Below are 11,835 nucleotides of genomic sequence, written 5' to 3' on the forward strand. Positions count from 1 at the left end.
AGACCGGAACCCCGGCGTGGGCGGCGAGCAGAAGGTTGGCGATATGATTGTGCATTCCGCGGCGGTTAGGCGCGGTGACGCGGCACAGCCCGGGGCTCAGCTCTTTGATCTGTGGGCGCACAGTACGGAAGTAAGGTGCTTTGAAGCACACGGCCTGCGAGAACAGGCGCTTGCCGAGAGGCATCTCCTGCATCTTCTTCCACAGGGCAAAGATCTTTCCGGTGCCGGGCATCGCCGCCGTCTGCGTAGTATCTGCGGTCATCGTCGTGTCCTTCCGTTGCGGCGTGAAGACTGCGCTCTTGGTCCGACGGAGGCGTTCACGGTCGCTGTGAGCTAAGTTACCTGTCAGTAAACAGTAACAGAGTGGCACTGCAGGGTGACGGATCAGACACAGCACCGACGTCGCCAGGGGAGTGCCGCCTCGGCGCGTTGTCGCTTACTCAGACGGAGACCGAACCGCGCACTATCTGCTTGTCCCTGTCGGGATCGGCGAGGACGATGACCAGCACTGCACAGACTGCCGAGACGATGCCCATGATGCGGAACGCAGTAGCGTAGCCGAGGCCGGGATCACTCGCAGCATCGACGATGAGGCCTGTCACATAGGGCCGATGAGTCCACCCACCGCCATGAGCGCGAGGAAGACACGGAGGGTTCCCGCCGTCTGCACCGGCGGGCAGATCTCGGAGATCGCCGCATTCGCCAGGGGCAGGACGGCCGCTCCGATGCCGTACCCGATGGAGATGACGATGACAGCGGCGAGAGGGGCTAGGAGGATCGGCACGATGAATAGGACTGCGCCGCCGATGAAGGCACAGAGCGCCGGGGAAGCCGCGCTTCTCCGGCCGATGCCATGAGTAGGCCTCGGTGTGGATGAGGGCCGAGCTCGGCCTTCAGCGAGTCCGAGGACGAAACGCGAGACCACGAGGACGCCGAAGCTGGCGGCGAACACGAGCGGCAGCATAGCGAACGCCCATACGAGCGCGAGAACGACCAGCAGAGCGGTCATCGATCAGGCTCTGCGGGGGGATTCGGTGCCGAGCTGCGGGGGGAGTCGAACGGGGAGAAGCGGCCGGACTCAGGCAGAGGGTCGTCCCGTCGCCGGCGGTGCGTGTGGCGTGGTTCTGGTGCGATGAGACCAAGAGGCGTCCTTGCGCCGAGGTATGCGGTGCCCGCCCGGCAGGCGGTGTTCGAGTCATCCTATTGCCCGGATGTTCGACAGACAACGAATCCGCACCCCGTGGGATCCTATCGGGGTGAAAGCCGAATTCGAGTCACCGCTCAGATGCTGGGCCGTTCGGAGAGTGTGTGCTCTCTGGTCCGTTCGAGAAGCTCGCGCAGCACCGATGTGTCGACATGGCTCAGACGCGTGAGGTACAGACAAGATGTGCCGCTCGTTTGCCGGCCCAACCGGGTCAGCAGCTCGGGCCAGCGTTCCTCGAAGCTGCTCGTGAGGTAGATGGTGTGCCGGTTTGCCGTGGGGGAGAAGGCCAGAACGGGCATCGTTCCACCATGGCCCGATTCGTAGCGATAGGCGACTTCGCCGAAGCCGACGATTCGAAAGGCCCACACCCGAGGCGTGTGGCCGGAGATGTCCGTCATGAGTGCGCAGAGCTCATCCGCTTCGGCGCGCCTGGGACCGTGTGCACGATCAAGGACGACCTCGACGGCTTCGCCTGTCGGCCGCATCGCCGGCTGCTTCGCCGCCACGTCGCCTCCTGAATCAACCCAGCTGAACGTGCGGTGCCGCACGAGGGCAGTCTATACAGTCGATCTGTCGGAGCCGGTCACCAAGCGGTTCGAGAAGCGGTTCTCGGGCTGCGGAAGAGGTGCTTCTGATCTTTACTTAACATAATGTATATTATCGGCGCTCTATCCAGAGTCGGGCTGGAGCATGCAGAAATGGCCGTGAGCGACACGTTAATCGCTCACGGCCATTTCACGACCACGACGCACATATTCGCCTGCGCATCGTCGATCGTCAGATCATCGTGCGGTCTCAGCCGCCGACGGTGACGTTGCCGGCGAGGCCGACCTTGCCGCTGTCGCCGTCGCCCTTGGAGCCGCCGTCGTCCTTCTTGTCGTCATCGCCGGATCCGCCGCCGTCATCGGCTGCGCCGTTCTCCTTGGTCAGTCCGGCCTTTTCACCGCAGACCGGCCATGCGCCCGGGCCCTGCTCTTCGAGTGTCTTCTGTGCGATGTCGATCTGCTCGGCCTTGCTGGCCTCGTGCGGCATTCCCTCTCCACCGAAGGCCTTCCAGGTCTGCTCGGAGAACTGCAGTCCGCCGTAGTATCCGTTTCCGGTGTTGATATGCCAGTCACCGCCGGATTCGCATTCGGCGACCTTGTCCCAGACGCCCTGCTCAGATGCCTGTGCCGGCTGGGCCGCGCTCATTCCGGTCAATCCGGCGGCTGCAACTGCGCCGGCGCCAGCGAGCAGGGCGACCTTGCGGAGGCTTGTGCTGTAGAGGTTCACTGTGTCTTCTCCAAAGTACGACTGCATTTCGATTCTGTAACCCGGTCGTTACCGAGCCGTTATACACCGTAACGAATCGATTGCCGCATTTGAACCCGAAACCGTGAATTCAGCATCTGAATCGGCTCCGCGGAACCTGGACGAAGCCTGAGTGGGCACGACTCCCCTGGTCAGGCACTCACATAGGCGGCCAGATGCTCGGCGGTCAGCGAACCGTTCGTCTTCGCTCCTGCGACGAGGTCGGCCGGGCTGCCTTCGAACACGATCGAACCTCCGTCATGTCCCGCGCCCGGGCCGAGGTCGATGATGTGGTCGGCGTGAGCCATCACCGCCTGGTGGTGTTCGATGACGACGACGGTCCGTCCGGAGTTGACAAGTCCGTCGAGCAGACGCAGCAGGTTCTCGACATCGGCGAGATGCAGACCTGTCGTCGGTTCGTCGAGGATGATCACCTGCGCCGCATCGGCGGCTTTCGCCGACAGATGGACGGCCAACTTCAATCTCTGTCGCTCTCCCCCGGACAGCGTCGTCAGCGGCTGGCCGAGGCTGATGTAGCCAAGCCCCACCTCGGCGAGGATCTTGAGAGTCTTGACGACCGCGGGAATACGCGACTCCCCCGCACCGAAATGCTCGATCGCCGAATCCACCGACAGATCCAGGACCTCTCGGATGTTCCGCCCGCCCAAGGTGAACTCGAGCACCTCAGCTTGGAATCCCTTGCCCTCGCACTCGTCGCACGGTGCCGACACACCGCCCATGAGCGCCATGTCCGAATAGATGATTCCGGCGCCGTTGCACACCGGGCATGCACCTTCGGAATTCGCGCTGAACAGGGCGGGCTTGACCCCGTTGGCCTTCGCGAACGCCTTCCGAATGGGTTCGAGAATCCCCGTGTACGTCGCCGGGTTGCTGCGCCGTGATCCCTTGATCGGCGCCTGATCGATCATCACGACCCCATCACGTCCCCGCAGGGACCCCTCGATGAGGCTGCTCTTGCGGATCCGGCAACACCGGTCACGACGGTGAGCACCCCGAGGGGCACATCGACGTCGACGCCTCGCAGATTGTGCGACTGTGCGTCGCGGATCTCGAGCGCTCCCGCCGGTTCCCGCACCGTATCCTTGAGCGCAGCGGTGTATCCGAGGTGCCTCCCGGTGAGAGTATCGGACTCCCGCAGACCGTCGACGCTGCCGGTGAAGGTCACCTCTCCCCCGTTGCTGCCCGCGCCGGGCCCGAGGTCGACGATGTGGTCGGCGATGAGGATCGTCTCGGGTTTGTGTTCGACGACGAGGACCGTGTTGCCTTTGTCCCGCAGTGCCATCAGCAGGTCGTTCATCGATCGGATGTCGTGTGGGTGCAGACCGATCGTCGGTTCGTCGAAGACGTAGGTGACGTCCGTGAGCGAAGAGCCCAGGTGGCGGACCAGTTTGATCCGCTGGGCCTCTCCCCCGGACAGTGACCCTGCCGATCGGTCCAGGGACAGGTATCCGAGTCCGATGTCGTTGAAGGCCGCCACATCCGCGCGCAGCGATTCGAGCAGCGCCGAGGCGGCTCCCGGCTCGACCTGGTCCAGCCAATCCGTGATGTCCGAGATCTGCAGGGCACAGACATCGGCGATCGATTTTCCGGCAATCAGTGAGGAGCGGGCGGCCGCGTTGAGCCTGGTTCCCCCGCATTCGGGACAGGTGGTGAAGACCACGGCACGGTCGACGAACTCGCGGATGTGCTTCTGCATCGAGTCCCGATCCTTGGACAAGAACGACCGTCGGATCCGCGGGATCAGCCCGTCGAAGGTGATGTTCGTGCCATTGATCTTGACCTTCTCGCCTTCGGCATACAGCAGATAGTGTCGCTCCGTCTCATCGAAATCGGCGACGGGTTTGTCCGGGTCGAAGTACCCGGATTCGGAGAACATGCGCACGGACCAACCGCCGGGTTTGTACCCGGGGACGGTGATGGCTCCGTCGTTCAAGGATTTCGACTCATCGACCACCTCGGCGATGGAGATGTCCGTGGCAGTGCCCATTCCCTCACAGTGCGGGCACATGCCGCCGTTGACGGAGAAGGACCTGCGTTCGACCTGCTTGCCCTCGCCCTTGTCGATGGTCACTGCGCCCTTCCCGCTGAGGGTGGCGACGTTGAAGGAGTAGGCGTTCGTCGATCCGAGGTTCGGCTCGGCCAGCCGGGCGAAGAGGGTGCGCAGCTTCGCATTGATGTCGGAGACCGTGCCCACTGTGGAGCGCGGATTCGCCCCGATCCGCTCCTGATCGACGAGGATGGCCGTCGTCAGTCCCTCGAGGACGTCGACCTCGGGGCGGGCCATCGCCGGCATGAAGCCTTGGACGAAAGCGGAATAGGTCTCGTTGATCATCCGCTGGGATTCGGCGGCGATCGTGTGGAAGACCAGTGAGCTCTTGCCGGAGCCGGAGACTCCCGTGAAGACCGTGAGACGACGTTTGGGGATCTCGACGCTGACGTCCTTGAGGTTGTTCTCCCTGGCTCCGCTGACGCGGATGAGGTCATGGCTGTCTGCAGCGTGCACCGGTTCAGCCTCTCTGCTGGATGCGGATCATGTTGCCGGCGGGGTCGCGCAGGGCGCAGTCACGCAGACCGTAGGGCTGGTCCATCGGCTCCTGCACGATATCGGCGCCCTTGGCCTCCACCTCTGCGAATGCCTCATCGACGTTCGGGGTGGCCAACACGATCGCACCGTAGCTGCCCTTGGCGATGAGCGCCTCGATGGTCTCCCGTTCTGTGTCGCTGATCGTCGGGTCGGTCACGGGCGGGGTGAGCACGATCGAGGTGTCGGGCTGTCCGACGGGGCCGACGGTCAGCCAGCGCATGCGTCCGGAGCCGACATCGAGGCGCAGCTCGAAGCCGAGGATGTCACGGTAGAAGGTCAGGGATTCTTCGGCATCGGTATGCGGCAGGAAGCTGGCGTTGATCGAGATGTCCATGTCAGCAATCGTAGACTGCTCAGCTCGGTGGGACTTCTCGATTCCTGACCGGTCTCAGCGCGTTCTTCACCACGACCGTCGGCAGCCGGTGCTCACCTGCGGCGACACCGTCGCGGTAGCGGGTCGGAGAGAGTCCGACGAGTTCGCTGAAGCGGGTGCTGAAGGTGCCCAAGGAGGAGAAACCGACGGTGAAGCAGATCTCGGTGATCGTGAGATCGCCGCGGCGGATGAGCGCCATGGCCCGCTCGATCCTGCGCGTCATCAGGTACGAGTACGGGGATTCGCCGTAGGCGGACTTGAACTGGCGGCTGAGGTGCCCGGCGGACATGTGCACGCCCGCGGCCAGTGACTCCACGCTCAGCGGCTGGTCGAACTCGCGGTCGATGCGGTCTCGGACCCGGCGCAGAGCCACCAGCTGTTCGTTCATCCCGCGTCGACTCCCTGTTTCAGAGTGCGTCCGCGGAAGAAGTCGGGATGGCGCACGGACTGGATGATCATGATCACCACACCGAGCAGCAGCACCCCGATGCCGAGGACGAAGACGAGTCCGACACCGAAGACCGAGGACCCGGATCCGTAGGCGGGGTCGAGCGAGTCGATCGCGGTGGTGACGAAGATGATCAGCAGGGTCACTCCCCCGATGAGCGGGAACAGGAACCGGAAGAAGAACGTGCGTCCTGAGCCGAAGAGGCTGCGCCGGAAGTACCAGATGCAGGCCAGGCCGGTGATGCCGTAGTAGAAGCAGACCATGAGTCCCAGCGCGGTGATCGTGTCCCACAGGGCGTTCTCCGAGAGCAGCCGCATGACGACGTAGAAGATGCTCGCAGCCCCCGCCGAGGTGACGGTGGCCACCGACGGCGACTTGTAGCGGGGAGAGACGCGACCGTACTTCTCCGGCAGCGCGCCGTAGTGGCCCATCGCCAGGATCGTCCGCGAGGGCGAGACCATCGTCGCCTGCAGCGAGGACAGGGAGGACGAGAGCACCGCGATGGAGACGAGCACCGCGAAGGGTCCCATGACGGGACCGGCGAGAGAGGCGAAGATCGACTCCTGGTTGTCCGGGTTGCCGGCACCGAGACCCTCGGTGCCGATGCCGGCGAACGAGATGACGGCGACGGTGCAGGCGATATAGATGATGACGATCGCGATGATCGTGAGCATCGCGGCCCGCCCCGGGGTCTTCTCCGGGTTCTTCGCCTCCTCATTCATCGTGATCACCGTGTCCCAGCCCCAGAACAGGAAGATCGACAATGACACCGCGGCCGCGACGGTGGAGAAGTCGCCGGCAGACAGCGGATTGAACCAGTCGAGAGACACCTGGGTCGGATCAAAGGCGGTGCCATTGGAAGCCTGCACAATCGCGGCGACGACGAACCAGCCCAGCGCCAGCACCTGGAAGGCAACCAGCCACACCTGCAGCTTCTCGGTGGCTTCGACTCCCCGATACGACACCCAGGCCGCAGCGGCGGTGAGGATGATCGTCACGGGGATGTTGATCCACAGCACTCGTGTGAGTTCGGCGATGGACGGATCGGAGAACACTTGGGACAGAAGGAGGAAGAGGAAGTCGACGGCGACTGCCGCGAGGTTGGACAGCACGAGGACGGTGGCGGCGACGAGTCCCCAGCCGCCCATCCAGCCCAGCCAGGGTCCGAACGCTCTGGTCGCCCACGTGAACGTGGTGCCCGAATCCGGCATCGCCGTGTTCAGTTCCCGGTAGCCGAAGACGACGAGCAGCATCGGCACGAAGCCGATGAGCAGCACGGCCGGGGTGTGCACCCCGACCTCGGAGATCGTCGGGCCGAGCCCCGAGGTCAGCGTATAGGCCGGAGCGATGCAGGAGATGCCGATGACGGCTCCCCCGATGGCTCCGATCTTGCCGGCGGAGAGTCCTTTGGAGCTCAGTCCGCTCGTGTTCGTCGACGGTGACGGCTGTGTGCTGCTCATCTCAGGACTTCTCGCCGAGGATCCTCTCGGCGGTGGCGGTGCCGATGCGCACCGCTCCGTCGACGTGCTGGTAGCCTTCGGCGGCGATATCGGAGCTGGCGAAGTGGATGGGCCCGACCGGGTCGTTCTGGAACGGTCCCCACCGGTGCAGACCGCCCAGGTCATAACTGGTCGCATAGGCTCCGCGGGTCCATTCCTCCGCGCCGAAGTCGGAGAGGTAGAACACCCGGGGGTCGAGTGCCTTCGGGCCGAGGAACTCGGCGAGGGCTTCGAGGATCTTCGTCCGGCGGGACTCTTCGTCCAGTGCCCACATGGCATCGGCATTGACATCGGAGATGAAGCCGACGAGAGTACCTTGCTCTTCCCCGTGGTTCGTGTTGTCGTAGACCTCTTGGACGAGGCGGGAGGCGCCGAAGCCGGTTCCGCACAGTCCGTCTTCGCGCCAGAACGGGGTGTCGTAGGTGGCGTGGACCTTGATGACGAGTCCCATGGACTGGTGCTGGTGGAAGATCTGCTGGAGTCGCGGCAGGGGCGGTGAGTAGCTGATGCGCGAATACAGGTTCGGCGGAACGGCGACGATCGCGGACTCGGCGCTGACTGTGAGCTCGTCGGTCGAGACGCTGACTCCGGTTTCCGACCATTCGATCCGCCGCACCGGCTGCTGCAGACGGACGATGTCCCCACCGAGTTCGTCTGCCATCTGCACCGAGACCGACTGCATTCCGCCGACGACGCGACGGTCGAGGATGAAGTGATCATCGACGAGATTCGTGAATGATCCAGCCGAGGCTGCCATGAGGATGGCTTGGAGTGCTGAGAAGGTCGTGGCGGGCTTGGTCAGCATGCCGCCCGCGACGAACAGTCCGATGTTCTCGCACGCGAGTTCGTCCTCTGACTGCTCACGCAGCCAATGGTGGAAGGAGATCGAGTCGAGTTCAGCAGCATCCTCGGCGGCCCAAGGGGCCTGCGGACCGATCCGGCCAGCGAGTTCGTCGAGGATGCCGATGAGGCGTTCCATCTCTGCCTGAGTCGACTCCCCCACCGGGAACATCTCGCCCGAGTAGACGGTGCGGGTTCCGTCGGGGGCGATGTAGACGCTGTCGCCGTCACGGTAGCGCGGGTAGGTCTCCTTGCCGAGTTCGTCGACGAGAGCGAGCAACGCGGTCTGGTCCGGGGAGATCCACTGGCCGCCGAGTTCGAACATCTGTCCGTCGATGTGCTCGGTCCAGGTGCGTCCGCCCACACGATCGCGGGCTTCGAGGACGATGACGCTGCGTCCGGCCTTCCGCAGTCGGCGGGCGGCGCTCAGGCCGGATGGACCTGCTCCGATGATGACGACGTCACAGGTTTCCTTCGACATGGTGATCTCCTCGAAAGGGGGTGGGGTATTGGCTTCAGGTTAGCCAGCCCACAGTCGAAAACCAAGGTCGAAATCGTGAATGCGAATTTCGTACCCAATAAGCAATTCGTCTGCTATCGCGCTTAGATGCGACTGATTCCTACTGTTTCGCTGCCCGATCCGTTCGAAATTCGTCTTTCAGCGAGGTGGGGTGCGGAATCCGCAGTCAGCTGCTCGCAGCTCGGGTCACTGGACCTCGTACTTGCCGTTGATCTGCCCCGCGCCGACTCCGCCGACGGCTTCCATGGCGGCCTTTGAGAGGTCGAAGCAGCGGTTGCCATGGTAGGGGCCGCGGTCGTTGACGCGAACGGTCACGGACTTGCCGTTTGCGGTGTTCGTGATCTTCACCTTGGAACCGAACGGCAGGGTCTTGTGGGCGGCGGTGAGCTTGTTGGTATCGAAGATCTCGCCGTTGGCGGTCTTCCTGCCGTCGAATCCGTCACCGCCGCCGTAGTAGGACATCGGGCAGCTGCCGGATTCGCCGGCCGATTTGCCGGAGTTCGACGGTCCGTCGTTCTCATCAGCGTCTCCACCGCCGGACGACCCCTCGTTGCCGGATGTCTCTCCGCCGCCGGTAGATGCTTCGTCCTTCTTGTCAGCGGTCTTCGACGGCTCGGGGCTCGGAGTCTCGATATGAGTGTCGATCGTGACCTCGGCCGGCTTCTCCTTCGCCTGTTTCTTCGCCTTGGCGAGGAACTCATCCGTGGCCTTCGTCGGCTCGGAGACAGCGACGGCAGGCGCTTCCGCCACGACCTGACCGCTCGAGGAGGAGTCATTGGGAACCAATGCGAGGCTCGATGCGACGACAGCTGCGGTAGCGGCGGTCGGCACGATGAACGCGGAGAGCACCGGACGGGTGCGAACGGCTGCCAGCACTCCCCCGGCGGTGTTCTGCCGATCGGCCGGTGCATGCCGTCCGGTCTTCTTCGCCGTCAGCGCGGAGAAGATCGAGCCGGACTTCTTGGTGCTCGGTGCTGAGTGTCTGCCCACAGTCGTGTTCCTCGTCGTCATCAGAGAGTAATTCGGTAACTCGGAGATGCACGGGAAGACCTCTCGCAACAGTGCGCTCGAGGAAGAGCTCCAAGTTATCTGATCGTTACCTTGACAGATTCTAGTTAAGGAACTGTTACAAAAGCAATGTGGCACACCCGAACGGTGTGCCACATGAATGCGATTCTGCTCACGGACGGTGTCCGCGCCTCGCCGGAGTTCAGGTCCTCGAAGGCAGTTCGCGGCCGGAGACGGTCACGACCGGAGTCGGTCACGGTCAGCGGGACTTGCGTGTCACCAGCTTCCGGACACCTGCGGCTCCGGACGTCACGGTTTCCTGTGCCTTGTCGAAGGCTCGCTCGACCTTGCCGCTGCGCACGGCGTCGTCGATCGCGTGCGACACGCTTCCCAGCGCACGGTTGACGCTGTTCTCGGTGGCTTCGATGAGGCGGGATGTCGAGGCTGCCTCACGCACGTTCTTCACACCGGTGCTCGCAGCTCCGTAAGCGCGTCCGGCAACCCGGCGTGCACGTTCGGTCGGGGTCTTCGCGGTCGCGTCGATGACGTCGTCGGGTTCGATGGGTTCGCGGTGTGAGCTCATGGCACCATCCTTGAACAGAGCCCGGATGAAATCAACACCCTGGTTAGGATTGGACTATGAATTCCCAGCGGGAGGTCATCGCGGACCCAGAGATCATCGCGCACCGAGGCGGCCTGTGGCCGGGAATGAGCGAAAACACCCTCGAGGCCTTCACTGCTGCGGCGGCTGCCGGAGTCGAGTTGATGGAGACCGACGTCCACGCCTCCGCCGACGGCGTCCTCTTCGCCGCCCACGATGCCGACCTCAACCGCATCGCAGGACTGGCACACTCCATCCGCGAACTGCCTGCCGACGAACTTGACGAGGTCGAACTCCTCGCCGGGGGTCGACTCCCCCGCCTCGAGGCGCTGTTCGAGGCGCTGCCGCAGGTGCAATGGAACATCGACGTGAAGGCCGCCCACAGCATCGGTCCGATGATCCGCTTCGTTCACAATTTCAACGCCGCCGACAGAGTCCGACTCGCCTCCTTCGACTCGGGCACCCTTCGTCGTCTGCGCACAGCTCTGCCGGGCGTGCGCACGTCGACAGGGACCACGGAGACTGCCCTCTTCGCCCTCGGTCGGCTGCCGGGAGTACCCGATCATGGGTTCGCTCCTCTGCCGCCGGGCGTCGACGCCTTGCAGGTGCCCGTCTCGTTCAAACGGATCCCGGTGGTCACCGCCGACTTCGTCGACCGGGCTCACCGCTCAGGACTGCTCGTCCATGTCTGGACGGTCAATGATGCGGAGACGATGGGCTCGCTGCTCGGCCTCGGAGCCGATGGGATCGTCACCGATGATGTCGAGCTCGGCCTCGAGGTGCTGGCCCGCCGACGGGGTTAGCTGTGTGGACGCTCCGGGAACACCCCCGCGGCGTGTCGGCGAGGAATATTCGAGCACGGTAGACTGTTACATTGCGTCCAAGGTGTGCAGTCGAGTCGGAAGGTCTTAGATATGAGCGAACGCAGTCTCCGCGGAACACAGTTGGGCTCGCGCAGCCTCGAAACCGAAGAGGGCGTCGAGCCGGCACCCCGCCAGATGGTCGAATTCGAATGCGAAGACGGAACCCGCTTCAAGGTGCCGTTCTCGATCGAAGCCGAAGTCCCCTCGACGTGGGATTCCGGCATCCACGGCATCGGTGTCCGCGTCGGCGTCAACGAACCCGATGGTGAGTCCGTCAAGCACGTGCGTTCCCACTGGGACATGCTGCTGGAGCGCCGGTCCTTCGACGAACTCCAGGTGCTCCTCGACGAGCGCCTCGCGATCCGTCGCGGTGAGGTCCCGGCCCAGAGCTGATTCAGCTGCGCTGAAGGCACCGAAGGGGTGCAGGTCAACAGACCTGCACCCCTTCCCCTTTCGCCTATTGCTACCTGACGGCGGCCCAGCAACCTCGCGTCAGGTTGCTGGGCTGTGTTGTCTCATTACGTTGCTGACAACCTGACTCATTACGTTGCTGACAGTATGTCTCAATACGTTGTTGACACACT

The 11,835-nt window shown here is 63.8% G+C and carries 13 protein-coding genes and 1 pseudogene; 2 read left to right on the forward strand and 12 right to left on the reverse strand.

Features of this window, described 5'->3' with window-relative positions; translation table 11 throughout:
* The 12 genes and pseudogenes from AC2W7L_RS17910 to AC2W7L_RS17965 all read right to left on the reverse strand — a co-directional run.
* The coding region (locus AC2W7L_RS17910; protein WP_486005541.1) for a DUF4442 domain-containing protein at window positions 1–262 on the reverse strand (262 nt) is incomplete at its 3' end.
* 178 nt (window positions 263–440) lie between these two features.
* Entirely contained in the window at window positions 441–602 is a 162-nt protein-coding gene (locus AC2W7L_RS17915) for a hypothetical protein (protein WP_486005542.1), read from the reverse strand.
* Window positions 599–1,009: a hypothetical protein gene (locus tag AC2W7L_RS17920; RefSeq protein WP_486005543.1), complete on the reverse strand. Its 411-nt coding sequence runs from the start codon at window positions 1,007–1,009 to the stop codon at window positions 599–601. Before AC2W7L_RS17920 ends, AC2W7L_RS17915 begins: the two co-directional genes overlap by 4 nt.
* A gap of 272 nt (window positions 1,010–1,281) precedes the next feature.
* On the reverse strand, window positions 1,282–1,710 hold the full coding sequence (locus AC2W7L_RS17925; RefSeq protein ID WP_486005544.1) for a DUF1801 domain-containing protein: 429 nt from the start codon (window positions 1,708–1,710) through the stop codon (window positions 1,282–1,284).
* A gap of 289 nt (window positions 1,711–1,999) precedes the next feature.
* Entirely contained in the window at window positions 2,000–2,476 is a 477-nt protein-coding gene (locus AC2W7L_RS17930) for a transglycosylase family protein (protein ID WP_486005545.1), read from the reverse strand.
* A gap of 170 nt (window positions 2,477–2,646) precedes the next feature.
* Window positions 2,647–5,018, reverse strand: a pseudogene (locus tag AC2W7L_RS17935) (ATP-binding cassette domain-containing protein).
* Between the two features lie 4 nt (window positions 5,019–5,022).
* Entirely contained in the window at window positions 5,023–5,433 is a 411-nt protein-coding gene (locus tag AC2W7L_RS17940) for a VOC family protein (protein WP_486005546.1), read from the reverse strand.
* Between the two features lie 19 nt (window positions 5,434–5,452).
* On the reverse strand, window positions 5,453–5,860 hold the full coding sequence (locus AC2W7L_RS17945; RefSeq protein ID WP_486005547.1) for a helix-turn-helix transcriptional regulator: 408 nt from the start codon (window positions 5,858–5,860) through the stop codon (window positions 5,453–5,455).
* On the reverse strand, window positions 5,857–7,380 hold the full coding sequence (locus AC2W7L_RS17950) for an APC family permease (RefSeq protein ID WP_486005548.1): 1,524 nt from the start codon (window positions 7,378–7,380) through the stop codon (window positions 5,857–5,859). The genes AC2W7L_RS17945 and AC2W7L_RS17950 overlap by 4 nt, the downstream gene beginning before the upstream one ends.
* Window position 7,381: 1 nt before the next feature.
* Complete coding sequence (locus AC2W7L_RS17955) at window positions 7,382–8,740, reverse strand: flavin monoamine oxidase family protein (RefSeq protein ID WP_486005549.1); 1,359 nt, start codon at window positions 8,738–8,740, stop codon at window positions 7,382–7,384.
* A 225-nt stretch (window positions 8,741–8,965) separates the two neighbouring features.
* A complete protein-coding gene (locus AC2W7L_RS17960; RefSeq protein ID WP_486005550.1) occupies window positions 8,966–9,769 on the reverse strand; it encodes a septal ring lytic transglycosylase RlpA family protein in 804 nt (267 codons plus the stop codon).
* A 277-nt stretch (window positions 9,770–10,046) separates the two neighbouring features.
* Window positions 10,047–10,370 (reverse strand): hypothetical protein, encoded by a 324-nt coding sequence (locus AC2W7L_RS17965; RefSeq protein WP_486005551.1) that lies wholly within the window; start codon window positions 10,368–10,370, stop codon window positions 10,047–10,049.
* 56 nt (window positions 10,371–10,426) lie between these two features.
* Between AC2W7L_RS17965 and AC2W7L_RS17970 the strand changes: the two genes are divergently transcribed.
* On the forward strand, window positions 10,427–11,191 hold the full coding sequence (locus AC2W7L_RS17970) for a glycerophosphodiester phosphodiesterase family protein (protein WP_486005552.1): 765 nt from the start codon (window positions 10,427–10,429) through the stop codon (window positions 11,189–11,191).
* Window positions 11,192–11,302: 111 nt separating this feature from the next.
* On the forward strand, window positions 11,303–11,644 hold the full coding sequence (locus AC2W7L_RS17975; RefSeq protein ID WP_167196224.1) for an RNA polymerase-binding protein RbpA: 342 nt from the start codon (window positions 11,303–11,305) through the stop codon (window positions 11,642–11,644).
* Window positions 11,645–11,835: the final 191 nt, after the last annotated feature.

The sequence above is a fragment of the Brevibacterium sp. LAARM3_SD1 genome (genome assembly GCF_057364765.1).